This window comes from Pseudomonas sp. YeP6b (genome assembly GCF_025642995.1).
GTDB lineage: Bacteria > Pseudomonadota > Gammaproteobacteria > Pseudomonadales > Pseudomonadaceae > Aquipseudomonas.
On sequence record NZ_CP080090.1, the window covers coordinates 5,351,700 to 5,377,740 of the forward strand.

General features: G+C 58.7%; 27 protein-coding genes and 1 pseudogene. 18 read left to right on the forward strand and 10 right to left on the reverse strand.

Going from position 1 to position 26,041, the window contains the following annotated elements:
- Nucleotides 1-461: 461 nt before the first annotated feature.
- Complete coding sequence (acs, locus tag KZH41_RS24135) at nt 462-2,417, reverse strand: acetate--CoA ligase (RefSeq protein WP_263273864.1); 1,956 nt, start codon at nt 2,415-2,417, stop codon at nt 462-464.
- Between the two features lie 398 nt (nt 2,418-2,815).
- Between acs and KZH41_RS24140 the strand changes: the two genes are divergently transcribed.
- From KZH41_RS24140 to KZH41_RS24160, 5 genes are all read left to right on the forward strand, one after another.
- Complete coding sequence (locus KZH41_RS24140) at nt 2,816-3,085, forward strand: DUF2790 domain-containing protein (protein ID WP_263273865.1); 270 nt, start codon at nt 2,816-2,818, stop codon at nt 3,083-3,085.
- A gap of 578 nt (nt 3,086-3,663) precedes the next feature.
- Nucleotides 3,664-4,914, forward strand: coding sequence for a ribonucleotide-diphosphate reductase subunit beta (locus KZH41_RS24145; protein WP_242152119.1), 1,251 nt, complete (start codon nt 3,664-3,666; stop codon nt 4,912-4,914).
- A 312-nt stretch (nt 4,915-5,226) separates the two neighbouring features.
- Nucleotides 5,227-5,805: a Bro-N domain-containing protein gene (locus KZH41_RS24150; protein WP_094950483.1), complete on the forward strand. Its 579-nt coding sequence runs from the start codon at nt 5,227-5,229 to the stop codon at nt 5,803-5,805.
- 99 nt (nt 5,806-5,904) lie between these two features.
- The gene (locus tag KZH41_RS24155; RefSeq protein ID WP_094950482.1) at nt 5,905-6,621 is read left to right on the forward strand and encodes an HNH endonuclease; all 717 of its coding nucleotides are present in this window, start codon (nt 5,905-5,907) and stop codon (nt 6,619-6,621) included.
- 72 nt (nt 6,622-6,693) lie between these two features.
- Nucleotides 6,694-7,338: an HAD-IB family hydrolase gene (locus KZH41_RS24160; protein ID WP_094950481.1), complete on the forward strand. Its 645-nt coding sequence runs from the start codon at nt 6,694-6,696 to the stop codon at nt 7,336-7,338.
- A gap of 370 nt (nt 7,339-7,708) precedes the next feature.
- Here the strand turns inward: KZH41_RS24160 and KZH41_RS24165 are convergent.
- Nucleotides 7,709-8,023: pseudogene (locus KZH41_RS24165) on the reverse strand (LysR family transcriptional regulator); the annotation flags it as partial.
- Between the two features lie 145 nt (nt 8,024-8,168).
- Between KZH41_RS24165 and KZH41_RS24170 the strand changes: the two are divergent.
- The gene (locus KZH41_RS24170) at nt 8,169-9,122 is read left to right on the forward strand and encodes a hypothetical protein (RefSeq protein ID WP_263273866.1); all 954 of its coding nucleotides are present in this window, start codon (nt 8,169-8,171) and stop codon (nt 9,120-9,122) included.
- Here the strand turns inward: KZH41_RS24170 and KZH41_RS24175 are convergent.
- On the reverse strand, nt 9,119-9,784 hold the full coding sequence (locus tag KZH41_RS24175; protein ID WP_263273867.1) for a DUF6933 domain-containing protein: 666 nt from the start codon (nt 9,782-9,784) through the stop codon (nt 9,119-9,121). The two genes, KZH41_RS24170 and KZH41_RS24175, sit on opposite strands and share 4 nt — an antisense overlap.
- A 78-nt stretch (nt 9,785-9,862) precedes the next feature.
- Complete coding sequence (locus KZH41_RS30335; RefSeq protein WP_318654892.1) at nt 9,863-10,027, reverse strand: hypothetical protein; 165 nt, start codon at nt 10,025-10,027, stop codon at nt 9,863-9,865.
- A gap of 337 nt (nt 10,028-10,364) precedes the next feature.
- On the opposite strand from KZH41_RS30335, the gene KZH41_RS24185 reads away from it, so the two are divergent.
- Entirely contained in the window at nt 10,365-10,685 is a 321-nt protein-coding gene (locus KZH41_RS24185) for a helix-turn-helix domain-containing protein (RefSeq protein ID WP_263273868.1), read from the forward strand.
- A gap of 47 nt (nt 10,686-10,732) precedes the next feature.
- Nucleotides 10,733-10,981, forward strand: coding sequence for a type II toxin-antitoxin system RelE/ParE family toxin (locus KZH41_RS24190; protein WP_256589304.1), 249 nt, complete (start codon nt 10,733-10,735; stop codon nt 10,979-10,981).
- A gap of 177 nt (nt 10,982-11,158) precedes the next feature.
- On the opposite strand, the gene KZH41_RS24195 is transcribed toward KZH41_RS24190, so the two are convergent.
- Both KZH41_RS24195 and KZH41_RS24200 read right to left on the reverse strand, forming a co-directional pair.
- Complete coding sequence (locus KZH41_RS24195; protein ID WP_263273869.1) at nt 11,159-11,806, reverse strand: hypothetical protein; 648 nt, start codon at nt 11,804-11,806, stop codon at nt 11,159-11,161.
- 175 nt (nt 11,807-11,981) lie between these two features.
- Nucleotides 11,982-13,040 (reverse strand): MBL fold metallo-hydrolase, encoded by a 1,059-nt coding sequence (locus KZH41_RS24200; protein WP_263273870.1) that lies wholly within the window; start codon nt 13,038-13,040, stop codon nt 11,982-11,984.
- A 123-nt stretch (nt 13,041-13,163) separates the two neighbouring features.
- Here KZH41_RS24200 and KZH41_RS24205 point away from each other — a divergent pair, with 123 nt between their 5' ends.
- From KZH41_RS24205 to KZH41_RS24225, 4 genes are all read left to right on the forward strand, one after another.
- Nucleotides 13,164-13,790 (forward strand): TetR/AcrR family transcriptional regulator, encoded by a 627-nt coding sequence (locus KZH41_RS24205; RefSeq protein ID WP_094953045.1) that lies wholly within the window; start codon nt 13,164-13,166, stop codon nt 13,788-13,790.
- A gap of 191 nt (nt 13,791-13,981) precedes the next feature.
- Nucleotides 13,982-15,040, forward strand: coding sequence for a diguanylate cyclase (locus KZH41_RS24210; RefSeq protein WP_263273871.1), 1,059 nt, complete (start codon nt 13,982-13,984; stop codon nt 15,038-15,040).
- Between the two features lie 263 nt (nt 15,041-15,303).
- Nucleotides 15,304-16,623 carry a methyl-accepting chemotaxis protein gene (locus KZH41_RS30340; RefSeq protein WP_094953043.1) on the forward strand — a complete coding sequence of 440 codons (1,320 nt, stop codon included), beginning with the start codon at nt 15,304-15,306 and terminating at the stop codon, nt 16,621-16,623.
- Nucleotides 16,624-16,699: 76 nt separating this feature from the next.
- Nucleotides 16,700-17,218, forward strand: coding sequence for a DUF1003 domain-containing protein (locus tag KZH41_RS24225; RefSeq protein ID WP_094953042.1), 519 nt, complete (start codon nt 16,700-16,702; stop codon nt 17,216-17,218).
- A gap of 65 nt (nt 17,219-17,283) precedes the next feature.
- Here KZH41_RS24225 and KZH41_RS24230 read toward each other — a convergent pair whose 3' ends face one another.
- Complete coding sequence (locus KZH41_RS24230) at nt 17,284-18,168, reverse strand: LysR family transcriptional regulator (RefSeq protein ID WP_094953041.1); 885 nt, start codon at nt 18,166-18,168, stop codon at nt 17,284-17,286.
- A gap of 80 nt (nt 18,169-18,248) precedes the next feature.
- Between KZH41_RS24230 and KZH41_RS24235 the strand changes: the two genes are divergently transcribed.
- Both KZH41_RS24235 and KZH41_RS24240 read left to right on the forward strand, forming a co-directional pair.
- Nucleotides 18,249-18,956: a CTP synthase gene (locus KZH41_RS24235; protein WP_094953040.1), complete on the forward strand. Its 708-nt coding sequence runs from the start codon at nt 18,249-18,251 to the stop codon at nt 18,954-18,956.
- The gene (locus tag KZH41_RS24240) at nt 18,953-19,273 is read left to right on the forward strand and encodes an antibiotic biosynthesis monooxygenase family protein (protein WP_094953039.1); all 321 of its coding nucleotides are present in this window, start codon (nt 18,953-18,955) and stop codon (nt 19,271-19,273) included. Before KZH41_RS24235 ends, KZH41_RS24240 begins: the two co-directional genes overlap by 4 nt.
- A 66-nt stretch (nt 19,274-19,339) precedes the next feature.
- Here the strand turns inward: KZH41_RS24240 and KZH41_RS24245 are convergent, their stop codons facing one another.
- Nucleotides 19,340-19,663, reverse strand: a complete 324-nt coding sequence (locus KZH41_RS24245; RefSeq protein WP_094953038.1) for a DUF2025 family protein — start codon at nt 19,661-19,663, stop codon at nt 19,340-19,342.
- Between the two features lie 231 nt (nt 19,664-19,894).
- On the opposite strand from KZH41_RS24245, the gene KZH41_RS24250 reads away from it, so the two are divergent.
- Both KZH41_RS24250 and KZH41_RS24255 read left to right on the forward strand, forming a co-directional pair.
- Nucleotides 19,895-21,022 (forward strand): glycerophosphodiester phosphodiesterase, encoded by a 1,128-nt coding sequence (locus KZH41_RS24250; RefSeq protein WP_094953037.1) that lies wholly within the window; start codon nt 19,895-19,897, stop codon nt 21,020-21,022.
- Nucleotides 21,023-21,700, forward strand: coding sequence for a helix-turn-helix transcriptional regulator (locus tag KZH41_RS24255; protein ID WP_094953036.1), 678 nt, complete (start codon nt 21,023-21,025; stop codon nt 21,698-21,700).
- On the opposite strand, the gene KZH41_RS24260 is transcribed toward KZH41_RS24255, so the two are convergent.
- The gene (locus KZH41_RS24260; RefSeq protein ID WP_263273872.1) at nt 21,692-22,555 is read right to left on the reverse strand and encodes a sterol desaturase family protein; all 864 of its coding nucleotides are present in this window, start codon (nt 22,553-22,555) and stop codon (nt 21,692-21,694) included. The genes KZH41_RS24255 and KZH41_RS24260 overlap by 9 nt on opposite strands.
- Before the next feature lie 154 nt (nt 22,556-22,709).
- On the opposite strand from KZH41_RS24260, the gene KZH41_RS24265 reads away from it, so the two are divergent.
- A complete protein-coding gene (locus tag KZH41_RS24265) occupies nt 22,710-23,015 on the forward strand; it encodes a PepSY domain-containing protein (protein WP_094953035.1) in 306 nt (101 codons plus the stop codon).
- Nucleotides 23,016-23,200: 185 nt separating this feature from the next.
- The gene (locus tag KZH41_RS24270) at nt 23,201-24,373 is read left to right on the forward strand and encodes a GAF domain-containing sensor histidine kinase (RefSeq protein WP_263273873.1); all 1,173 of its coding nucleotides are present in this window, start codon (nt 23,201-23,203) and stop codon (nt 24,371-24,373) included.
- Here the strand turns inward: KZH41_RS24270 and KZH41_RS24275 are convergent, their stop codons facing one another.
- The gene (locus tag KZH41_RS24275; protein WP_263273874.1) at nt 24,374-26,002 is read right to left on the reverse strand and encodes a methyl-accepting chemotaxis protein; all 1,629 of its coding nucleotides are present in this window, start codon (nt 26,000-26,002) and stop codon (nt 24,374-24,376) included.
- Between the last annotated feature and the right edge of the window lie 39 nt (nt 26,003-26,041).

Here is a 26,041-nt window from a genome sequence, read left to right on the forward strand (position 1 = left end):
AGAGACAAAAGACATTAAACCTATTGATGCTGCAAATTGCGGGCCTATTATTCGCAAACCCTTCTAGCACGGCAAGTCTGGCGTTTAATCTTATTTCTGAGGGTGTCTAAACCGTGGGTTTTCGGGGCATGGGCGTAGCACTTTGCCTCATGTTTGGGCGTGGGGTTACACATTTAGTGTGCTCGGTAACATTCAGAAATATCCAACCAGGTAAGTCGATATTTATTGGCTTGAGGGTTATGCGGGCCTGTCAGACCACGGCTTCAGCCAGCCTGCAAATACATTCCAACTGTGGGAGCTGGCTTGCCTGCGATAGCGGGCTGTCAGCTAGCCCATTGTTGCCTGCCCCACCCTTATCGCAGGCAAGCCAGCTCCCACGCTAGCCCGCTTCGTATTCTGAACCCCACAAAAAAGCCCCATCCAGCTCACGCCGAATGGGGCCCTGTCCCATCAACCTCGCCTTACGCGACGTTCATGGTCTTGTGCGTCTCAATCAAATGCGCCACCACACCTGGGTCCGACAGCGTGGAGATATCCCCCAACCCGTCATACTCAGCCGTAGCGATCTTGCGCAAGATACGGCGCATGATTTTCCCCGAACGCGTCTTCGGCAAACCCGGCGCCCACTGGATCACATCCGGCGAAGCAATCGGCCCGATCTCTTTGCGCACCCAGTTTTTCAGCTCCAGGCGCAGCGCTTCATTCGGCTCTTCGCCATTTTTGAGCGTGACATACACATAGATGCCCTGGCCCTTGATGTCATGCGGCACACCCACCACCGCCGCTTCGGCGACTTTCGGGTGGGCAACCATGGCGCTTTCAATCTCGGCGGTGCCCATGCGGTGGCCGGACACGTTAAGCACGTCATCCACACGGCCGGTGATCCACCAGTAACCATCTTCATCGCGACGAGCACCGTCACCGGTGAAATACATGCCACGGAAGGTCTTGAAGTAGGTATCGACGAAACGGTCATGGTCGCCGTACAGCGTACGCGCCTGGCCTGGCCACGAATCGAGGATCACCAAGTTGCCTTCGGCAGCGCCCTCAATGATGTTACCGAGGTTATCCACCAACGCCGGCACCACACCGAAGAATGGCCGCGCCGCCGAACCCGGCTTGAGTGCATGAGCACCCGGCAGCGGGCTCATCAGGGTGGCGCCGGTTTCGGTCTGCCACCAGGTGTCGACGATCGGGCAACGGGATTGGCCGACGTTCTTGTAGTACCAGTCCCACGCTTCCGGGTTAATCGGCTCACCGACAGAACCGAGCAAGCGCAAGCTGCTGCCATCCACGCCTTCGCAAGCAGCGGTGCCCGAAGCCATCATCGCGCGGATCGCAGTGGGCGCGGTGTAGAGGATATTGACCTTGTGCTTGTCGACGATCTTGCCGACACGGGTGATGTCCGGGTAGTTCGGCACGCCTTCGAACAGCAGCGTGGTCGCGCCATTGGCCAGTGGGCCGTAGACAATATAGGTGTGGCCGGTGACCCAGCCGACGTCGGCGGTGCACCAGTAGATTTCGCCCGGGCGGTAGTCGAACACGCGCTCGTGGGTCAGGGCTGCGTAGAGCAGGTAGCCGCCGGTGGTGTGCTGCACACCTTTAGGCTTGCCGGTTGAGCCGGAGGTATACAGGATGAACAGCGCTTCTTCGGCGCCCATCTCTTTGGGCGCACACACGGTGCCCGCCACTTTCATCAGGTCTTCGTACCAGATGTCGCGGTGCTGGTTCCACTTGATGTTGCCATTGGTGCGCTTGCACACGATGACTTTCTGGATGCTGCTGGTTTCCGGGTTGGTCAGCGCGTCGTCGACGTTGGCTTTCAGCGGAATTTTCTTACCCGCGCGGATGCCTTCGTCAGCGGTGATTACCACCTTCGACTTACAGTCGATGATGCGACCGGCCAGGGCTTCCGGCGAAAAGCCGCCAAACACCACGGAGTGAATCGCACCGATGCGGGTACACGCCAACATGGCGACCACGGCTTCGGGGATCATCGGCATATAGATAGTCACCACGTCGCCGCGGTGCACATCCTGGCCGCGCAGGGCGTTGGCGAACTTGCAGACTTCTTCATGCAGCTCGCGGTAGGTGATGGTGCGGCTTTCGGAAGGATCATCGCCTTCCCAGATAATCGCCGCCTGATCGCCACGCTCGGCAAGGTGACGGTCCAGGCAGTTGTAGGAAACGTTCAGGGTGCCATCGGCGAACCATTTGATGTCGACATGGTGGTCGTCGAAAGAGGTCTGCTTGACCGCGGTGAAAGGCTTGACCCAGTCAAGGCGCTTGGCTTGCTCACGCCAGAAACCATCGGGGTTGACCACCGACTGCTGGTACATGGCCTTGTAGGTCGCCTCGTCGGTCAGCGTGTTGGCTGCTACTTCGGGGCGAACGGGGTACAGGGAAGCCGCACTCATCTTTCTTACCTCGGTGACATAGTTGTTGTTGTATGGCCCCTGTTGTAGCCGGGGCTGCCCCATAGAACCATTCGACGATGGTAGTAACAAGCCCCTACACATTGCCCTGCTATGCCCATATGCGGCTCTGGCCCGCGCCCTGCGTGGCTTTCACGCTGGGTGAAAAAACCTTTACCACAGGATTGTTACAAAAACCGCCAATAGTCTTTATCAAAAGCACGGGTATATGAATATAACCCGCGAGCCTAGAATCAACTCCGCCAACCAAGGCAATGTGATTAACACCGTAACAGCCCCCACGAAGGCAACGTTAATCCGAACTAACCCATCCTAAGTTACACACGCGGCCTCATAAGGGCCCCGTGACCCCTTTCGCCCAGAAGAAGGTAAAAAGAGAAATGAAAGCTTTAGTAGTTATGGCCCTCAGCAGCGTGTGCGCTACCGCCGCCCTGGCCGACGAAGCCCCGACTGAGCTGGCTGGCCAGAACGCCCCGATTGTTGAAGATTACACTTACAGCACACACTTGGATGTGGCCAAAGTATTGTCCATGAGCGCTGTTCCAGAAGTCTGCCAAGTTGTACCGGTGAAGATGGAATATGAAGACTCACACGGCCAGCGCCATATTCTTAATTACCAAGTGATGGGCAATGGTTGCTCTAACGGATAACAACTTCCCGCCGTGGAGTTAAATCCAGATCTTATTCGCCGCAAGAAATCGTTCTTGCGGCAAAGAGCCGATCCAGAGCCCTCCACGAAACAAATGTGGTAGCTGGCTTGCCTGCGATGGCGATTTCGGCCTTACACACCTCCCAAAGCCCTCCACATCCCCGCCTCCTCCAGTCCCACAAAAACTATCCCACCGCCCGTCAAAAAATTCCTACCCTGGCAAAGCCTTGCAAACACACGCCTTGGCCGAAAACCACGGCATTTTGGCCCTCCATCGTGACCATCCGCCGCAACACAAAGACAAATTTTTCCTTATAATGCGCGGGTAAATCGGGCCTGCAATATCCCTTTACACGGGGATGAAGAGCCAGACCTGAGGCCCCCGCTGGAGCATGCACCTGTCGCTCCGCCCCTCAAGCCTCACGCAGAGCACCCGTTACCCTATTCCGTTTAATGCCTGCGCTAGCTGTTGCAACAAACGATTCCTTAAGATCCACCGCGGCCCGAGGGCCGTGTGAACACCCAACCATCCGGTTTCACACGGGCACCTTTGAGCCCTCACGCAGGAGACGACACGTCATGCTGAGCTGGGACGAATTCGACAAAGAAGAAGACGGCGAAGTAGTTGCCAAAGGCGCCAACGCCGGCCACGCCACCGAAGCCAACATGGACCGCCTCGACGGCGCCGGCGCTGCGGCCGCCATCGAAGCCCGCGCCGTCACCGCCAGTGACTCCGCCGCCATCGTGCGCGCCAAGGCCGCCCTGGACAAACTCGACGTCGCCGAAGGCCTCGCTGAGCTGGAAGGCTCCGCCGCCCGCGTCGCCGTTGACGAAAAGCGCATGATCAACTGCCGCGCCGACCTCAACCAACTCGTGCCGTTCAAGTACGACTGGGCCTGGCAGAAGTACCTCGACGGCTGCGCCAACCACTGGATGCCGCAAGAGGTCAACATGACCGCCGACATCGCCCTGTGGAAAAACCCCGAAGGCCTGACCGACGACGAACGCCGCATCGTCATGCGCAACCTCGGCTTCTTCTCCACTGCGGATTCGTTGGTCGCCAACAACCTGGTGCTGGCCGTGTACCGCCTGATCACCAACCCGGAGTGCCGCCAGTACATCCTGCGCCAGGCCTTCGAAGAAGCGATCCACACCCACGCTTATCAGTACTGCATCGAATCGCTGGCCATGGATGAAGGCGAGATCTTCAACATGTACCACGAGATCCCATCGGTGGCTAAAAAAGCCGCCTGGGGCCTGAAGTACACCCGTTCGATCTCCGATCCGAAGTTCGAAACCGGCACCGTCGAAACCGACAAAGAACTGCTGCGCAACCTGGTCGCTTACTACTGCGTCCTGGAAGGCATCTTCTTCTACTGCGGCTTCACCCAGATCCTGTCCATGGGCCGTCGCAACAAAATGACCGGCGTGGCCGAGCAGTTCCAGTACATCCTGCGCGACGAGTCGATGCACCTGAACTTCGGTATCGATGTGATCAACCAGATCAAAATCGAAAACCCACATTTGTGGGATGCTGAAATGAAAGAAGAAGCGACCCAGATGATCCTGCAAGGGACGCAGCTAGAGATTGAATATGCGCGCGATACCATGCCGCGCGGTGTTCTCGGCATGAATGCGGCAATGATGGAGGACTACCTCAAGTTCATCGCCAACCGTCGTCTGTCGCAGATTGGCTTGAAAGAAGAATACCCAGGCACCACCAACCCGTTCCCGTGGATGAGCGAGATCATGGACTTGAAGAAAGAGAAAAACTTCTTCGAAACCCGCGTGATCGAGTATCAAACCGGTGGCGCGTTGAGCTGGGATTAATCCCTAAGCCGGCAACATCAAGAAGCCCTGACATGTTCAGGGCTTTTTTATGCTCCGTGATTTGAATAGGAGCCTTCTTACACCAAGATCATCCATTCAAGGGTTGATGTGAGTTTCAATGCTGAATAGTCTCGTCCACCGGTGCCTAAGAAACGCCCAACGTAGAAGCTAGCCACACTTACAGCCAAAATCCGCCTGATCTCATTCATGCGAACTTAATGCTGCTTTGAGGCCAGGCAAGTTGGAGTTTCTTAAACCCGCTCTCTACGTTGGGCTCCTGCCCTCGCGACAATCACGTAGAGATCATAGGAAATGCCTAGCCAATATCTGCTCGACTTGCCGACAGCCAAGAAGGTTGCCACGGCTGAGCCCTTTGTTGCCGTCGTTTTCACCCGCCAAAACCTTCAACTTCACACCCTCCTTTTAGAAAACCAACCCTGGTTCTGCGCGCGCGACCTTGGGCGTTTGATGGGCTGGTATCTAGATGAGCGAACGACGCGCAAGCTCGATGAAGACCAGCGAAGAACTCTAAAACTACTGTTTCACGGTCAGCCGCAAGAAATGCTGATGATCAGTGAATCCGGGGCTTACGCATTGCTGGTTTATCACTACACACCGGGGAATCGCCTACTGCGTAGCTGGCTGACTCATGAAGTAGTTCCGACGTTGCGGGACGAGCGTCAGCCTCGGACGATGGAGCGACCGTTGTTGAGCATGTTGGATTGGCCTGAGATGTCGTTGAACCTGCTGCATTGGCAGGATGAAGGTTGGATACGACTTCGGGATATGCCGTATTTGTTAGTGAATCGGTCCTATCGGGGAGAATCAACAAAGACTCTGTGGTGGCGCAAGCTCATTCAACCTTTCCGAATGAAGCAGCGATTTCACTAAATTCGACGACAGCCAAATCTGACCGATTCGCAGGAAATTTCGTAGACGCCATAATGGCTACTCAGTATCGTCCGAGGGTTTTCTACCCTCGGCGGCTGTATGGATACGCAAAAAAGTAATACCGGATGGAGCGATCAGGAGCTTGAAGCGTCCGTCGATGGCTACCTGAAAATGTTGAAGCTGGAAAGTCTCGGCCAGTCGCTTAACAAGAAAGCTGAACACGAGCTTCTGCGCGAGGGCGCTCTAAGCGATCGGTCCTTGGCGTCGGTCGACTACCGCATGCGCAATATTTCTGCTGTATTTGAAACACTGAATCAGACGCCAATTGCAGGCTACACAGCTGCAAATAATGTCGGCTCGGGAATCGTCTCTCGTATTCGTCGAATGCTTGAACAGCGCGGCATCGTTGAATCTGAAAACAACGCCCCCACGTTTGATGAAGAGCTATTGGAGCGGCGCGCGGCAAAGCTTCAAAGCAAACCCATCAAGACTAAGCCCGAAGGCATCGCCACGCCGCAACAGGTCAGCACAACCAGCACATCTTACGTCCGCGATCCGGAAGTACGCGCTTGGGTGCGTCAGCAGGCGGCGGGTATTTGTGAGGGTTGCGGCCTACAGGCTCCGTTTACTCTAGATAACGGCCAGCCATTTCTTGAAGTACATCACGTCAAGCACCTCGCCCAGAAGGGTTCGGATCGCACCACCAATGCTGTAGCCTTGTGCCCCAATTGCCATCAGCGTTGTCACCGGTCGAGCGACCGGGATGAATTCACCGCTGGGCTGTACTCGAAAATCAGTCGATTGATACAGGAGTAAAATCCTGCTGTCACACCTGATGCACGCTTAAAAAATATTAGATAGGACCGAGGCCAACCCGTGAACCCAGACATGCTCGAAGCCGGCCCAGTAGACGCCAAAGTACTCTCCGTCTTTGACTTCGACGGCACCCTGACCCATCACGATAGTTTCGTGCCGTTCCTCAAGTTTGCCTTTGGCCCCGGCGAGTTTTATGGCCGGATGGTCAAGCTGGCGGTGCCTGGGCTGCGCTTTTTGCTGCGGCAGATCAGCCGGGATGAGTTGAAGGCGCAGTTGATCCGCACCTTTATGACTGGGGTGGAGAAGGCGTGGGTGCAGCAGCAGGCTGAGGCGTATTGCCAGCGCTATTGGAGCAAGTTGATGCGCCCCACCGGGTTGCAGTCGGTGGCGGATGAGGTGAAGTCCGGGGCGGTGGTGACCTTGTGTTCGGCATCGCCGGCATTGGTGTTGCAGCCGTTTGCGAATCGGTTGGGGATCAAGTTGATTGGCACTGAGCTTGAGGTGGTCGACGGGGTGTTGACGGGCAAGCTCACGGGGAATAATTGCCGCTGTGAGAATAAGGTGCTGCGGCTTGAGGCGGTGTATGGGGATTTGGGCGAGTATCGGCTGCGGGCTTGGGGCGATACTCGTGGGGATCGGGAGTTGTTGGCGGCAGCACAGGATGCGCATTTTCGGCATTTTCATGCGAAAAAGAAGCGGGCTCGGTTGCAGCGGTGATGCAGGTGGATGGGGGCGGCGGGTGGACCGAGGCGATCCCATCGCTGCCTCGCTGGGGCTCGAGAGCTCCCACATTTTGATCGGTGCAGGGCTGGGTGGCGCACTCGCATGAGGTGCTTGGGGGTCGATGCAGATGGATGGAGTGGGCAGGTAAACCGAGGCGACCCCATCGCTGCCTCGCTGGGGCTCGAGAGCTCCCACATTTTGATCGGTGCAGGGCTGGGTAGCGCACTCGCATGAGGTGATGGGGGTCGATGCAGATGGATGGGGTCGGCAGGTAGACCGAGTCGATCCCTTCGCTGCCTCGCTGGGGCTCGAGAGCTCCCACATTTGAGCTTTGTAGGCTCATTGATCAGTGTTCGGCGGGGGTTTAGATCGGGGCTTTGAGGTCTACGCCCAGGGCTGTGGCGAAGGCTTTTAGCATCGCGCTTCTTGGCGCGTTGTGGCGCAGGATCAGGTTGAATGCGGTGCTCAGGTGAACCTGTTCCGGGCACAGTGCGCGCAGGCGCCCTTCCCTTACCAGTGGCGCGGCGTAGTGTTGGAAGCGGTCGGTGAGGATCAGGATGGCGACGGCTTCCACTTGTGAGGCCGAGGCGGACTGGCTGTCGTAGGTGACGAAGTTGGCCTTGTCGCGGTGGATCGCGTACCGGTGGTTGACCACTTGGTATTGACGCAGCACATCAGGCTTGCCTGCGATTGCGGTGGGTCAGCTTGCCTATACCTGACTTGATACTCCGCTATCGCAGGCAAGCCAGCTCCCACATTTTTGATCTCCGTAATAAAGGATATTTGCGTAATATCCAGCAACTCATCTCACGGATCCGAGCCCCATGAAATTCGACACGGCCTACAGCCTGAGTCTCGACGAAAAACTGTCGATCTACGACGTACGAGATCTGAATTTCGACGAAACCAGCCCTTTCGACTCCGACAAGGACAGTTTCCTGTGCCCCAACGACGAATGCCGCGCAGCGTTCGATGCGGGCAATGCGTTGAGCACCTTCAACGCGAAAAACATCAATTACCAGCGCACGCCGCACTTCAAGAACAAGACCAGCACCCAACACATTGATGGCTGCCGCTATGCCAGCACGCACAAGAGCGCGCCCGGTGAAAGTGACGACGAGCGCGAGGACAATTTCCCATCAGAATTTGTACTGACGCGGCGTCAGTACCCACGCAAAACACCACTCGCGGGCACCGAGGGACACGTCCCGCAGGATCCAACGAAAGCGCCTTCGCCCCGCACCGCCACATCCCACAGCGCCAGCGACACCACCCCGGAAAAAACCAGCGTGTTCGCCCACCCGGTGGAATGCTATGTGTCGAATATCGACGACAAAGACAAGCTCAAGGCCATGCCGCTGAAGATCGGCGAGCACACCGCGACCTACTGGACGTTTTTCAAGAAGGTCGAATACCTGCAAGACAACAAAGGCCTGATCTACTGGGGCAAGATCAAAGCGATCAAGGACTACACCAGCAGCTTTCGCATCGACTTCGAAAAGAAGGTGTGGCTCGACAAGAAGCCCTATTCGGTCAACGTCTACCTGAGCAAAAAACTCATCGAGAACTACCGCAAGCGCAAGGCGTTCCTGGAGCAGATCAAGGCGGCGGTGGACAGTGAACGGGCGTTGTATTGCTTCTTCTATGGTGTGACGCCAGCGTTGCAACAGGTGCCGAGCAAGAAAAACCCCGAGCAGACCTTCGGGGTGTTCAGCGCGAATATCGAAAACCTGGATCACCTGATCATTCGGGAGGCGCCGAGGCTGCAAGGGCATTAGGGGATAGAGCGTGACCGCTGGCTTTGCCGATATTTTTCACGTGCCTGTTGAGCCATCGCCGCGTCCACACCACCCACTGCCATCAACCAGAAAATCAGCATTTCTTCCTCGGGCCAGCCATAGCCCTTTAATCCTGTAATGGTTCTGGGCGTCCGGTTAATGGTCGCGTCATACCGGCGGGTGCTCCAGGGTTGCGTCACAAAGTCGAAATCTTCGGCATCCCATTTGAAAATACGCAGGATTTCGTTGATTTGCCCTTGACTGCTGCGGTCGCCGCGCTGGACCAGGCGATAGGTGTTCCCCAAGTCGCTCAATAGCCGTTCATACGCCTGTGGTTCGATCATATCCAGCACATCACACTTCAAGGCCAGGTCCATGACGCCATCGATCCAGCGATGGGTAAATGCATGCACAAAGCCCGCGTGGTCGGCCTTCTTCATATCGAAGAACAGCATGCTGTAGCGCGTTTTCAAGTGGATCGCCACCAGCACATGCTTACGCTTAACAGTCGCGGCGTGGACCAGCCACTGGTTAGGGTCTGCGTGTAGCCCTTCATCCTCGGCGCTTGGAATCGGCGGCTTTTCAACTGGGGTTATTTTTTTCCCTTTGTGAATGCGGCTGAAGAAGTCGCAGGCGGCCTGCGAGCAATTGAATGTCAGCACTCTGTGCTCCTGTGTAAATTAGTCAGCATTGAGTGTGCCCATTAATCGAGGGGTGGTCGCTCTTCAACCCACTCAAGCTCATAGGGCTGGATGATGGCCTGAAGGCGTTTCTTCGCTGAGCATCGCCAGCTCGGCATCGGTCAGAAGGTCGTGACGCACCATCAACGCCAGACACGAACAGGCCCACGCGCGACTGTAATGGTCAAACATATCGGCCATGTCCCTGTTGCGGTCGTAAATCACGCCGTACAACATTCCTTAGCGAGCATGAGCGGGCAGAGCACCGTGCATGCTGATGGTCTTGGCGTCGGCCAATACGCCCTGGCAAAGCGGTCGAGGGCCAACGCCCTTAACCTTTGAATTTCTTCCAATCGCTTTCAAAAATGGACATCGCGCCTTCCTCTGGTACGCCCAATCGCACCCGGATTTTCCTATTGATACATGAGCGCTGCAACCTCCTGAGCTCATCATGGAGGCCGCAGGGGTAGTCATGATGAAAAATCCAGTTGATGAGCGGTCAAAACAACTGTACAAAAACACAGTATAGTTTGCCCTCCCCCGTCGAACCTGGAGAAACCCCATGTCCTCTCTGGCAATGAGCAATTTCGTAGAACAGCAGATCGTCCTGCATCAATTCACCACCAAACACAGCGTGCAGGCCCGCGCGATGCTCGGTTGGAGCCGCGAAGAACTGGCCCGACAAGCCGGGTTGACGGTGGAAGCGGTACAACGCTTTGAAAGTCAGGGTGATGTGGATGATGACACTCGCCTGGCATTGGCCTTTCGGCTGGAGGCTGAAGGGCTGGTGTTTTTTCCGGGGTTTGCGCCGGGGTGGGGGATGAGTGTGCGCGGAGCGTCACTCAAACCATCAGCGCCTGTGGCTTATGAGGCGGCAGAGTAAATTATTTACTCGCACTCACGCTTATCCCTATTTAGGTATGTCGTCTCATGAGTCCATGGAAGCCACTCCTATGGGTGGGCGGCAGTAAAAAAGATCTTCAGTTGATGCCCGGTTCTGTTCAGGACGTGTTTGGTTTTGCACTGCACCTCGCTAAAGAAGGTGGCAGGCACTCACAAACCAAGGCATTGAAAGGATTTGGTGGTAACGCGGTATTGGAAATTGTCGAAGATTTCGACGGCAGCACTTATCGGCGGGTGGCGGGTCCACTGCGAGCGATTGCGCACCCTGTCGGATGATCGAGTACATGCCATATTCAACGCCAACCATAAGGCCTCTCCAGGGTTCAGAAGTCATCAAGGATCAAGGTTGACCCGTTGACCATTCTAAGAACCCCAGCCCCTTCCAGACGTTAGAACCCTAGCCACTTACAGCGTAAGAGGGGTTAGCACGCCACGTAGTTGATCCTCGCCCCCTCACACGTTAGCGCTGAGCTGTCGATACGCACGCAGCAACGTGGGTAACGCATCACGCGACCACTGAGCGCCATAAAACCAGAGCTTCGTCCCACCTGCCACAGGCACGCTGAACGAGGGATATCCGCTTACGCAAGCGTCATGAAACGCGGCACTTTGATCTTCAGACATCAACGCATCAAGACGATGCCCGGAAACAAGTTCGTCGATTTCATTACGTTGCAGAGTGAATTGGAGGGTGTGATCCTTACGTCGTGCGTTCACCGGCACCAACTGCGCCCCGGCCTGGCGCAGGATATCGAAGGCTCCACGCAGGGCCGCGCTGTGTTCCATGGGCTCATCAAGCACGTAACGGTAAGCGAACCCAATACGCCAACCCGAAAGCAGCTCGGAGGCGGTGAAGGTGGTGTTATTCAGCACAAAGGGGACTTCTTCCATCACCGGCCCTGTGGGATCGATACCACTTAAGGCAATGAGTGATAACGAAGGATCTCGCAGCGACCTCAGATGCGGAGCCAAGGTGTTATAGCCGGGAATTAGCGCGACGCCATCACGGTGCCCGGCGCCGAAGACAATACCGCCCGAGTTTGGCTTATCCGTTTGAGAATGGGTTGATGCGAGCGGCGAACCGACCGGTTCCTCGGTCAAGGGCAATGAATGCCCTATCGGGCACGGCAACCTCATGCACCAATGCACCCCACAATAGTTATCCATCAAAACCTACACCCCCGAGAATAGTCTGCCCGGGATCATCGCACTCCCATCTGACGTTTGTCGCAGAGCTGAAACACCCTGAAAAACCCTTTTTCCAGAACGCTTGGCCTTACCCCGCAGCGTGCTCTTTTACACCCTGAGTTTCCACGTCCAGCCACCACGCATGCCCGCGTTCAGGCTGGTTCAAACTGAACGCCTGCCCCATCGCCGGGGTGGTAATCGACACGTTGCGCTCCCAGGCCAGGGCCATGATGCGGTCGAAGGGTTCGTGCCAGGCGTGGAACGCCAGGTCGAAGGTGCCGTTGTGAATTGGCAGCAGCCAACGCCCTTTCAGGTCGATATGCGCTTGCAGGGTTTGTTCCGGCTGCATATGCACATGAGGCCAGTCGACGTTGTAAGCACCTGTTTCCATCAGCGTCAGATCGAACGGGCCGTAGTGTTCACCGATACGTTTGAAGCCGTCGAAATAGCCCGTGTCGCCACTGAAAAAAATCCGCCGCGCGCCGTCGATCATCACCCAGGAACACCACAGGGTCTGGTTGCTATCAAACAGGCCACGCCCGGAAAAATGCTGGGCCGGCGTGGCGACAAAGCGAATGCCGTCCACCTCGGTGCCTTCCCACCAATCCAGTTGCCGCACTTTGCTGGCGTCCACACCCCACTTCACCAGGATGTCGCCCACGCCCAGCGGGGCGAGAAAGTATCGGGTTTTGTCGGCCAGTTGGACGACAGCCTTGTGGTCGAGATGGTCGTAATGGTTGTGGGAAAGAATCACCGCCTCCAGCGGCGGCAAGTCTTCAAGGCTGATAGGCGGCTGATGAAAGCGCTTGGGCCCGGCCCAACTGAAAGGCGAGGCGCGCTCGGCAAACACCGGGTCGGTGACCCAGAATTTACCGCGCATTTTCAGCAGCACAGTGGAATGCCCCAGGCGAAACACGCTGTGGTCAGGGGCGGCCAGCAGTTGCTCGCGCGTCAGTGGTTGCACCGGAATCTTGCCTACCGGCCGCGTGCTGCGTGGTTTGTTGAAAAGCATGTTCCAGAAAATCCGCAACGTCTTGCCAAAGCCACCGTGTTGCACCGGGGCGTCGTTGCTGAAGTGCCCTTGCGCCTGTTCGGCAGGCTTGAGTGCCGTTGGCGCTGGGTCGAGTCGGCTTGAAATCGTGGCCATAACTGAGTGACTCCTACATTCCGCTCTATAATTACACTGCACAGTGTAGTTTCTAGATTGCAACAAATCCCGGAGCAAGTAAACTACCGAGTGTAATTTTCCTTTTAGAGTCGAACGCCCTCCATGACTGCTCCCCTGCGCCTCACCGACCGTAAACGCGAAGCCATCGTGGCTGCGGCCATCGCCGAGTTTCGGGTTAACGGGTTCGAGGTCACCAGCATGGACAAAATTGCGGCCACCGCCGGCGTTTCCAAACGCACGGTGTACAACCACTTCCCCAGCAAGGAAGAGTTGTTTGCCGAAATCCTCCACCAATTGTGGGCCAGCAGCGTTGCACAACTGGACGTGAGCTACACCAGTGACCGCCCCCTGCGCGAGCAATTGCGCGGCTTGCTGCAAGCGAAGATGAAGATGATGGCAGACGCCAACTTCCTCGACCTGGCCCGCGTCGCGATTGCCGCCACCATCCATTCGCCGGAACGCGCGCAAGATATGGTCAACCGCCTGAGCAAGCGCGAAGAAGGTTTCACCCAATGGGTACGCGCCGCCCAGGACGATGGGCGGCTGCGCTGCACCGACGCGGCCTTCGCAGCCCACCAGATACAAAGCCTGCTCAAGGCCTTCGCCTTCTGGCCCCAGATCACCCTGGGCCAGCCGGTCCTTGACGACGCCAGTCAGGCCAGCGTTATCGAGTCGGCTATCGACCTGTTCCTGGCCGGCTACGAAGTCAGCGCGCCCTGCCCGCAGTAAAAGCCTGTTGCAGGCGCGACATTCCAGGTCGTTTTTAGCCGATTTGCACGCAGTGCTGCGCAAATGGCCTGGAAGGACACTGATTATTGCTACGCGAATAACTGACAATATTCACAACTATTATCCGATCAACGGTTCCAACCGCTGACGCATGCTGTCGTATCTGCAAAAAAGAGCTGACCTGGAACATTATGGAAAACAGACGAGGCAAAGGGCTTTCATTTGCCAGGCGTATCTACAAGCCAAGGATCATCGGCCTGGGCATCGGTTGTATCAGTGTCGCTGGCGCGCTTTACCCTCTGGCAATGCCCGGCTGGGTCTGGGCGTTTCTGCTATTTAACGGTTATATCTGGGCCCACGTGGCCTACCAGCTTTCAACGCGTTCGCAGTTTCCCTTCCAGGCCGAACAACGCAACCTGCTCTACGACTCACTGTTCGGCGGTTTCTGGGCCGCGGCTATCCAGCTCACGCCGCTGACGACGGTGACCATCCTGTCAATGATGACCATGAATAACGTCGCTGCGGGCGGCAAGCGTTTGTTCCTGCGCGGGCTGCTGGCACAGGCCGCCGGCATCGGGTTGGCGTGGGGGCTGTTCGGGATCAAGTTCAACCCCAACGTCAGCCTCACCCAGGTCTACACCTGCCTGCCGATGTTGACGCTCTATCCGATGGCCATCGGTATGGTCTGCTATCAGTTGGCAATCAAACTGTCCGAACACAAACGCGCCCTGAGCGCCCTGAGCCGCACGGACAGCTTGACCGGGTTGCTCAACCACGGCTCCTGGAAAGACCTGCTGCACTTGAAATTCCACAAATGCCAACTGCAACAAAGCCACGCCACCATTGCCCTGATTGATATCGACCACTTCAAGCAGATCAATGACGCCCACGGCCATATCGTGGGGGATGCCGTACTGAGGCAACTGAGCCTGGAACTGCGCAAAGTCCTGCGAGAAAACGACTTGGCCGGTCGTTACGGTGGCGATGAATTCTGTGTGATTCTTCCGCAAATGCCTTTGCAAGCACCCGCGAAGGTCATGGAGCACATGCGCGAAACATTCAGTAACTACCGCAACCCGCAGATACCCGAGCTGCGCGTGAGCCTGAGCATTGGCCTGGCGGACTTCCAGCCCACCTTCAGCGATGCCGCGATGTGGCTCAACGCCGCGGATCGCGCGCTGTACGCGGCCAAGGACACCGGTCGCAACCGAGTGAATGTCAGCGACTATGTAATGGCCCATTCCGCCTAAGTCGTCCTACAACATCTCGTCTGAATTCTCTTACGTCAGCCTGTCGCAATAGCATAATGCCTCCATTGGTCGCTTCCCCTGAAAATGCCCGTTCCGGCGGCGAACTCCTTGACCGACCGATCACTCTGACCCCGTTGTTCCACCCCACTCTGTCAGCACAAGGAAGCTGACAATGAGCAAGTCAACCGTAAGGCCTGGTGCCCTACGGGGGCAGGCGCATATTCATGGATACCTCAGACGCGTGGTTCCCCGAGCCTTCGAACATGCTATTCAACGCCCATAAAAAAACCATCAGTACCCTGCAACACACCAACGCCCAACACGCCAGCCTGCTGGAGGCCATCGAGCGCTCCATGGCAGTGATCGAATTCGACCTGCAAGGCACGGTGTTGCGCGCCAATGACAACTTCCTCAAAACCATGAGCTACCGCGCCGAACAGATCGTGGGCCAGCCTCACCGGATGTTCTGCACGCCCGCCTTCAGCCGCAGCGCCGAGTACAACCAGTTGTGGACGCAATTGCGCAATGGCCAATTCCAGTCAGGCACCTTTGAACGGGTGGCCGGCGATGGCCAGTCGGTGTGGCTGGAAGCCAGCTATAACCCGGTGCGCGATGACACAGGCCAGGTCATCAAGGTGGTGAAGTACGCCATGGACGTCACCCCACGCCTGCAGGCCGAAAGCGAAGCCAATGCCAAGCTGGGCGCCATCGACCGCGCCATGGCGGTGATCGAGTTCAATCTCGACGGCACCATCATCACCGCCAACGACAATTTCCTGCAGCGCATGGGCTACAGCCTGACGCAGATCCAGGGCAAGCATCACCGCCTGTTCTGCAAGCCGGAGCTGGCCAACAGCGCGACATACGACGATTTCTGGAAACGCTTGAACCAGGGCGAACTGTTCAGCGGCCAGTTCGAACGCATCGACAAAAACGGCCAGACGGTCTGGCTCGAAGCCAACTACAACCCGGTGTACGACGCCAGTGGGCGCCTGTGCAAAGTGGTGAAGTTCGCCTCCGACATTACCGCCAAGGTGCAGCAACACACCGCCGATGCCGCCAGCGCCGCCCAGGCTTATCACATCTCCTTGAACACCCGGGACATCGCCGAAAAAGGCGCCAATGTGATCCAGCAAACCGCCAGCGGCATGCGCGAAATTGCCGCTGACATTGACGGCTCTTCACAACTGATCGCCAAGCTGGGCGAGCGTTCGCAGCAGATCACCGCCATCGTCAACACCATCCGCGGCATCGCCGACCAGACCAACCTGCTGGCCCTCAACGCCGCCATCGAAGCGGCGCGCGCTGGCGAGCAAGGTCGCGGCTTTGCCGTAGTCGCTGATGAAGTGCGCCAACTGGCGGCACGCACCAGCGGCTCGACGGCGGAAATCTCCAGCATGATCGCGATGATCCAAGAGGAAACCCGTCAGGCCATCGACAGCATGGAAGGCACTCGCGACCGTGCCGCACAGGGTGTGGAGCTGGCCAACCAGGCCGGGACGGTGATCCTGCAGATTCGCGAAGGCACTGGCGAGGCCGTACAGGCGGTGAGCGCGTTTGCCAATGAGCGGGGCACCAACTGACCCGATCTTCATGTGTTTGGCCCGGGGGCTCGGTCTATAGTGCTGACTAGTCTTACGCTAAGGATTCGAGCCCGCCATGACCCCAGACAAGCCAGACGCCGCCCCCGTCGATCACCTGCGTTTCCACCGAAGCCACGCGCACCTGATGTCGACCTTCGGCAACGACACTTTTGCCCTCAAGGCTGAGGCGTTCGCACGGTTCTTCGGGACGCCGACCTTCCTCGGCGCGCAAACTGTGATCGTGTTGGTGTGGATAGTGCTGAATATCACCGGCATCACCCACTTCGACGTGTACCCGTTCATCCTGCTCAACCTCGCCTTCAGCCTGCAAGCAGCCTATGCCGCGCCGCTGATCCTGCTGGCCCAGACACGCCAGGCCGCCCGCGACAAAGCCCAGTCCGACGCCGATGCCCAGCACCGCGAAGACATCGCCATTGCAAACACCGAGCGCCAGGCCCAAGCGGCGCAGACCACCAAACAGCTGCTGGAACTGCTGGAGCAAAACACCCGCCTGACGGAAATGACCAAGCAACTGACCGAACGCATCGAAAGCCTGACCTGCGAAATGCATGATCAGTTTGTGCGCAAAACCTGAAAGTTTCCCGTGCGAACGGGCTTCTTATGGCGAGCGGGCTTGCCACAGTAAGCCGCTCGCCACAGCTAGCCACTGGGCAACCGCACATGCCGCCCCAGCTCATCAAACAACGTGACCACCGAACGCAGCGCCCGGCAGTCCGGGCGCGTCAGCAGCCACAGTGCGCTATCCCGCCCGGCCAACGCAGGCCCCAACGGTTGCAAGCCATCGCCCAAGAGAAAATCCGGTAACGCCGCCACGCCCAACCCCGCCCGCACCAGTTCGGTGACCGACAACATGCTGTTGCAGCGATAACTGGGGCGCACGCCCGGCAAGTGCTCGCGGCGCCAGGCGACCGTGGGGTGATCGGGCAGGAAGTCGTCCGGCGCGATCCAGGGCAGGTCGGCCAACTCGCGGCCTGCATGCTGGCGCACAAAACCGGCACTGGCGCACACCTGATAGGCCACCGTGCCCAGGCAACGCCCCACAAGGTGCTCCGGCGGCGTCTTGGTCAGGCGCAGAGCGATGTCCGCATCGCGGCGGCTGAGGTTGGCGAAATCATTCGAGGTGCTCAACTCCAGGGTCAACGCCGGGTACTCGGGCATGAACTGCGCCAACGCCGGCAGCAGCAAGCCTTGCAATACTGAGTCGGTGCAGGTCAGGCGCACGGTGCCGCTGATCACTTCACCGCCCTGCTCCACGCCAATGCGCGCCGCTTCCAGGGCCTGTTCGGCGTTTTCGGCCTGCTGCGCCAGGTGACTGGCTAAGCTGGTGGGCAGGTAACCGGCGCGGCTTTTTTCAAACAGGGTCTGGCCCAGGGCCGCCTCCAGCCGCCGCACCGCACGGAACACCGTGGATACATCCACCCGCAATAACGCCGCCGCCCGCGCCAGGGTGCCGCCGCGCACCAAGGCGAGGATCAGCGACAAGTCTGGGTAGTCAATTTGATAGTGCGTGGCTGCATTGAGCATGTGGGCAAACGCCAATTTTTATTGCGTGAGCGCCAATCTATAGTGCGTACCAAGACACAACAAGCCATGGGGCCTACACGATGAAAGCCAGCACCCTGCACCTCGCCCTGATCGGCGACTACAACCCTGACGTGATTGCGCACCAAGCCATTCCCGTGGCGCTGCAACAGGCGGCCGAAGCCCTGGGCCTGAACGTCCACGTGCAATGGCTCGACACAGATTCGCTCACACCCAACACCCAACTGCACCGCTTCGATGGCTTCTGGTGCGTGCCCGCCAGCCCCTACCGCGACACCGACGGCGCACTGCGGGCGATCCGTTTTGCCCGCGAGCACAAGCGCCCTTTCCTCGGCACCTGCGGTGGTTTTCAACACGCGGTGCTGGAATATGCTCGCAACGTGCTGGGCTGGGCGGATGCCGAACACGGCGAACTGGCCCCACAGGCCAAACGCGCGGTGATCACGCCACTCAACTGCGCATTGGTGGAGGCGACCGATACCGTGCGCCTGGTGCCGTACACCCGCATCGCCGAGGCCTACGCCAGCCTGGATATCCATGAAGGTTACCGCTGCCGCTACGGCATCAACCCCGAGTTCGCCAACGCACTGCTTGAAGGCGACTTGATTGCCAGCGGCCACGATTCGGCGGGTGATCTGCGCGCCATGGAGCTGCTGGACCACCCGTTTTTCGTCGCCACCCTGTTCCAGCCTGAACGCGCCGCGCTCAAAGGCACTACCCCGCCGTTGGCGACTGCCCTGCTCCAGGCCTGCCAGGCGCTGGCACGATGATCGCCAACACACCCGCCCCGCCCTACTACGCGGTTATTTTCAGCTCACTGCGCACCGAGGGCGATCAAGGCTACGGCCAGGCCGCCGCGCGCATGCTGGAGCTTGCGCGCGAACAACCGGGGTTTCTTGGGGTGGAATCGGCCCGCGAAGACGGCTTGGGGATCACCGTGTCCTATTGGCAGAGCGAGGCCGCGATACTGGCCTGGAAACAGCAGGCCGAGCATCGCGAGGTGCGCGAGCAAGGTCGCGCCAGCTGGTACTCGGCGTTCCACACGCGCGTGTGCAAGGTGGAGCGGGCGTACGCCTTCCAAAACTGAAATGCTTACCCCTGTGGGAGCCAGCTCCCACCTTTGATCTTTATTGTCTGCAAAAACGACATTCGCTTAGCTGACCAAACTGCGCAGCGCACTGATCTGCGGGATCTCCACTCGGCGCATATACACGCGCAACGGCTCGGTGATGTTGATGCGATCGTCGATGTTCTGGTCCAGCAGCAATTGCAGGCGTTCGCGCGATAAGGTCATCGCGTGGTCGGCGGCCGGCAGCCAGACAAATTCGGCGGTGGGGATGATGCCGTCATCGGCCACGTCCATGCCGAAGGAATCTTCGCTGAAACGTACGATGTACTGGCCAGTTTTGCGGTTCAGGCCGACAAACCCGTGGAGTTGGTCGGCGGCCTGGCAGATAAGCTCGGACGTGATGCGCATGGTAAACCTCACTGAAAAGTCCCACAGGGACTGGAAAGATGGTTTACACGCGTGGCAGAAATCACTGCCCTCTAACGGGGCAATTCGGCCAAGAATACTGCAATGCAGCACAAAAAAACCCAGAAAAATGGCCCGCGCGCACGTTAATGTCGGTTTGGTGATAGCGCCTTTCGCAATCAATTGTTAAAAAGGATGCCTTCTCAAAGTTACCTCCACGAAAGGACTTCGCTTATGCCTGTCACGTTTTCCAAGAGCGCCCTGCTGCTCGCGCTGATGCTCGGCCTTGGCCAAGCGCAGGCTGGCGACCCGATCAGCCCGGCTGAATTGTCGACAAACGAAGGCATTCCGTACCCGGCCGTCATCGCCCACCGCGGCGCGTCCTACGACGCCCCCGAATCCACCGCCGCTTCCTACAAGCTCGCACGCGACCTGGGTGCCGACTACCTGGAAATGGACCTGCAGCGCAGCAAGGACGGCGTGCTGTTCGCCCTGCACGACAACAACCTGCAGCGCACCACCGACGTTGCCACCAAGTTCCCGGAGCGCAAAGACGCCCCGGCCAACGAATTCACCTGGGCTGAATTGCGCACCCTGGACGCCGGCAGCTGGTTCAACACTGCCTACCCAGACCGCGCGCGCCCTGCTTTCGTCGGCCTGAAAATCCAGAGCCTGGACGAAATCATCAAGATCGCCGAAGGCAACCCGCAGCACAAACCCGGCCTGTACATCGAGACTAAAGAGCCCAAGCAGTTTCCGGGCATCGAAGCCGACCTGAAAAACAAGCTGCTGGACAAAGGCTGGTTGAGCTCCGCCGGTTCCAAGCTGGGCAAGAGCAACACCGGCGTTGGCCAGGGCAAGGGCCGCGTCGTGCTGCAAACGTTTGAGAAAGACAGCTTGAGAGAGCTGCAAAAAGAAATGCCCAACACCCCGAAAATTCTGCTGTTGTGGGTCGGCCCAGGCAGCATCGAACCGAAGTCCGCGCAGACCTTCGCCGAGTCCGGCGAGCCGACCAAGGCCGCCTACTACGCCAAGCAAGAGCCGAAAGACGCCGCCGAGTTCGAAAAATGGGTCGACGAAGCCAAGAGCCTCGGCGCCATCGGCACTGGCCCATCGGCCGAGCTGACCAACCATGGCGACCAGAGCTACACCGACCTGGTGAAGCCTGAGATGAACAAGCTGACCCACGACAAAGGCCTGCTGGTGCACGTCTATACCGTCGATGAGCCGGTGGACTTCGAGAAAGTGATGAAAGCCGGCGTCGATGGCATCTTCACTAACCGCGCCGCCGAGCTGCTGAAGTTCTACAAGCGCTGGCCGTCGTCGAGTGTGCAGGACCTGCTCAAGGACAACGGCTACTGAGTGAAACCCGAATGGTCAGGTCGCCTGTGGTTGGGGCGTGATTACGGCCTGATCCTCGGCGAGCTGGGGCGCACCGCGCCCCACGCGCACTATGCCCATCAGTTATTATTCTGCCCCGGCAAGCCGGTCACGGTCAGCCTTGATGGCCGTGTCACCACGGCCCATCGCCTGTTTATCCCTTCGCGACACAGCCACGCCATTCTCGCGAGCGAGGGTGAGGTGTTGATGCTGTATGCCGAGCCTGCCCGCTTTGCGGCCCAAGCCTTGGAACGCCTGTTGATCGATGCGCAACCGTGCCTCGAAACGCTGGACGTGCACCTGCGCCAATTACCCCGACGCACCCTCATCGACCCGCGCGTGGAGCGGGCACTGTCAGCCCTGGATCAACACCTTAGCGGCAAGGTTTCTGCCCAGGCACTGGCACACGCCGCACACCTGTCATTGAGCCAATTGGAACGCCTGTTCACTCACCAATTGGGCTTGCCCGTGCGCCGCCTGGTGCTGTGGCGAAGAGTGCGCGCAGCCCTGCGCCTGGCGCTGGCCGGCAGCAGCTTGACCGAGGCCGCGCACACTGCGGGCTTCGCCGACTCCGCGCATTTTTCGCGGACCATGAAGCAGATGTTTGGCGTGACGGCGGGCGCGTCGCTGCGCCAGTTGGACGTGCGCCTGTTAGCGTAGTGCGTCCGGCAACGGCGGTTCTTGGCTATCGCGCACCGGCATAAACGGCTCGCGCAACTGCGCCACATACGCCAGCGGGAAATCCGGCCGGCTGCCAATCCCCAGGTCGCCTGGGCCCATGCGATAGGCCTCGCGGTAAAACGCCGTGCCCAGCAGCCAATCCCACAGGTTGAAGAACAGCCCGAAGTTCACATCCCCAGCCCGGCCATACTTCATGTGATGGAACCGATGCACCGGCGCCCAGGCGAACACCCAGCGCAACGGCCCCAGGCGCATGTCGACGTTGGCGTGCTGCAACAACAGTTGAATCGCGATGGCCAACGCCAGTAGCTGCGCAACCTCCACCGAAATCCCCAAGAGGATCAGCGGCAGCAAGCCTGCCGTGGCCTCCAGTATCTGATGCAAGGGATGCTTCATCAGCCCATTAAAACCATAGAGCCGCTGCACGCTGTGGTGCACCGCATGCAAACGCCAGAGTGGCGCAACCCGGTGGCTCGCGTAATGCATCAGGGTGATGCCGGCATCGGCAAGGACGATGGCCAGCAGCAATTGCGCCCACATCGGCCAGCCACTCGGCCAAATGCCTTCGAACGCCAGCAGGCCGGTGAGCCACGGCAGTATCAACAGGCCCAGGGCGTTCAGGCTTTCGTTGACCAGCGCGTGGAACGTATCGCGGCGTCGATCGCCGAGGCTGCGATTCCATTGCGGCTCATAGGGCAGCCAATGTTCGGTCAAAAATGACACGGCCAGCGCTGTCGCAAACACCCACACCAGCGCATCGGGTTGCCACAGCCCCCATCCCACAAATCCCAGCAGGAATACAGGCGCGTAAAGCCAAGCCACTAAACGTTTCATCCGAGTCTCCCTTTAAGTGAGCCCCCAGCATGAAAGCCGCCAGGCACAGCGGATTGAACAAATGGCGCAACTAGTTGAAATAATTAAGGGTGAGTTAAGTTGCGCTGGTTAACCTGAGCCCACTTAAACAGCTCACCGAAGAAGGACACACACCATGAAAACCCTGACTGCTCTGTTCGCCGCTACCGCCCTGACCCTGACCGCCGGCCTGGCCCAGGCGGATGTTCGTCCGGATCACATTGAAGGCCTGCTCAAGTCCGGCGCCGTGATGCCTTTTGAGCAACTCAACACCAAAGCCGTCGCCACGCACCCTGGCGCCACCATCACCGACACCGAGCTGGACCACAAAAACGGTGTACTGGTTTACGAAGTTGACGTCACCGACACCGCTGGCAAACGCTTTGAAGTGAAGCTCGACGCCAAGACCGGCGCCGTGCTGGAAAACAAGCAAGACACCTGAGTTCCAGCGCCAAAAAAACCGCGCCACTGTTTAAGTGGCGCGGTTTTTTTATGCCTGCTCGAAACCAAGCGCTGGAAAAGTACCCAGCTAGTTAATGAAATTACACTTACAACGCGCAAGGTCGCTAGAATCCCACTCATTGGTCTGGGCGCTCCGCTCACCTCCTTGCGTAACGAGATCGCTGCATGGCGCAGAAAGCCGTCGACATCGCCACCATTGGCCGCATCAGTGCCGTACCCGCGATGCTCAAAGTCATCAGCGACATGACCGGCCTGCGCTTTGCCGCCGTGGCCCGGGTGACCGAGGACACTTGGACCGCCTGCGCCGTGTTCGACCAACTGGAGTTCGGCCTCGATGTCGGTGGCGAGCTGGACCTGACCACCACGATCTGCCACGAAGTTCGCGGCTCCCACGTGTCGGTCGTGATCGACAAGGCCAGTGAAGACCCGCTCTACCACGACCATCACACCCCGCGTATGTACCAGTTTGAAAGCTACATCTCGGTGCCGGTGTTCCGCACCGACGGGCGCTTCTTTGGCACCATCTGCGCCCTCGACCCTAACCCCGCAGAGCTGCGCAGCAGCACGATCCAGTCGACCATGGAGTCGTTTTCCCGGGTGCTGTCCTTGCAGATCGAAGCCGAAGAAGCCCTGCAAACCACCCAGGCGCAATTGCAGGAAGAACGCGGCACGGCCGAGCTGCGCGAGCAGTTCATTGCGGTGCTTGGGCATGACTTGCGCAACCCACTGTTCGCCATCAACTTCGGTGCCGAGCGGTTGCTGCGCAAATACCCCAACCCGGCGACCGACCCGCTCGTGCGGCATATCCTTGCCAGCGGTCGACGCGCTTCGCAACTGGTCGAGGATGTCTTGGATTTCGCCCGCGGGCGCATGGGTAACGGCATTCCGCTGAATATCAGCGATTGCCAGGGCCTGCAGGATGCGTTGCTGCATGTGGTGTCGGAGGTGCAAAGCGTGCACCCGCAGCGCGTGATTCATGCCCAGATCGGCAACCTTCAAGGGGTAAAAGGCGATCGCGATCGACTGGCACAGTTGCTGTCCAATCTGGTGGCCAACGCTGTCCACCACGGCAGCAAGGATGGCCCGGTGGAAGTCACGGCGCTGATTGAGCACGGCCACCTCAAACTGACGGTGAAAAACACCGGGCAGATCAGCGAACAAGCCTTGCCCCGGTTATTCCAACCCTACTCACGCCCGGTGACCAACACGCCCCAGGCCGGCCTTGGCCTGGGGTTGTATATCGTCAAGCAGATCGCCCAGGCTCACGGGGGTGAACTGAGCGTGTCCACTGATGAGCAGCACGGCACCGTGTTCAGCTTCAGCCTGCCGATAGGCTGATCAGGCGCCCAAACGCGCCGTCACTTCATTCAGCTCAGCCGACAAACCACGCAGGTTCTGGCTCGCCGCTTCAGTGCGCTGCACGTTGTCCATGTTCGCCGTGGCCACCGTGGTGATCTGGGTAATATTGCGCGAGATATCCTCGGCCACCGAGGTCTGCTCTTCCGCGGCCGTGGCGATCTGGCGATTCATGTCACGGATCGCCTCCACGGCCTGGGTGATGTGATTAAGCATGGCACCGGCCTGGGAAACTTTTTCCACGCTGTCATCACTGCAGGACTGGCCGCTGACAATCGCCTCGGCCGCATCCACCGCACCGGTTTGCACCGCGTGAATAATCTGGTTGATCTCGATGATCGACGCCGCCGTGCGTTGCGCCAGGCTGCGCACTTCATCGGCCACCACCGCAAAACCACGGCCCGCCTCACCCGCCCGCGCCGCTTCAATCGCGGCGTTGAGCGCGAGCAGGTTGGTCTGTTCGGCGATCCCACGGATCACCTCGAGCACCTTGCCGATGCGCACGCTGTCGGTTTCCAGGCGGCGGATGATGGTGCCGGTGTTGAGGATTTCATTGCGCATCTGGCCGATGGTGGCGATGGTGACCTTCATCACTTCCCCGCCTTCGCGGGCCGAATGATCCGCCTCGTCGGCGGCGCGCGAGGCACTGGCGGCGTGGCGGGCAACTTCTTGGGCAGTGGCGGACATCTCGGTCATGGCCGTGGCCACTTGGTCGGTGCGGTTGAATTGTTCGTGGGTGCCGTTTGCCATCTGCCCGGCAATCGAACTCAACTCGCCGCTGGCGCTGACCAGTTCGGTGGCGCTGCGCTGCAAGCGGCTGAAGGTTTCGGCGAGGAAGTCACGCAAGGTATTGGCGGCGGCCGCCAAGTGGCCCAGTTCATCCTGGCGGCGACTGGCGACGCGTTCGGCAAACCGGCCGTGACTCAGTTGCGTCACGTAGTCGATCAAGCCACGAATCGGCAGGATCAGGTTGCGGTTGATCAACCACAAGCTGAACAGGCCGATCAACACACCCGACAGCAACATGATTGCCAACCCCACCATGACCGTGCGCTCGGCATAGGCGCTGATGGCTTGGGATTGCTGGCTGCCCTGCGCGCGCAAGTCACTGACCAGCGCGCTCATCTGGTCGCTGGTGGCGCGGTCCACACCTTTGACGGCGGTGTCGCCGACAGTCGGGTCGCCACCCGCCGCTACGTAGGCATCGCGCCCCTTTTGGTAAGCCACACCCAACTGCAGGTGTTCCTGGCGCAGGCTATCAATGCGCCGGCTCAGGCTTGGGTCGTCCTGGGTCTGGGTGACCAACCGAGTGAGGATGCCCTGCACATCGCGTTGCCGGTCCTGGAACTGGCCCCAGTATTTCTCCATGTCCTGGGGCTGTTTGCCGCGTAGCAGGACGTTTTTCCACTCCTGCACTTGTACCTTGAATTGCAGGTTGGCTTCATCAATCAGTTGAGACGTGAGCAAGGGCCCTTCGATCAAACTGCGATAACTTTGCACGCCGTTAGAGAGGAAGTTGAAACAGGCCAGGGCGATCAACAAGATCGCAAGCAGACTGCCACCGAGCAGCGACAAAATTTGTGCTCTCAAGGAAGTACGCAAAATGTTCATGGGGAAAGCCTCAAAACAAGGAAAAAGGTGCAAGCACGC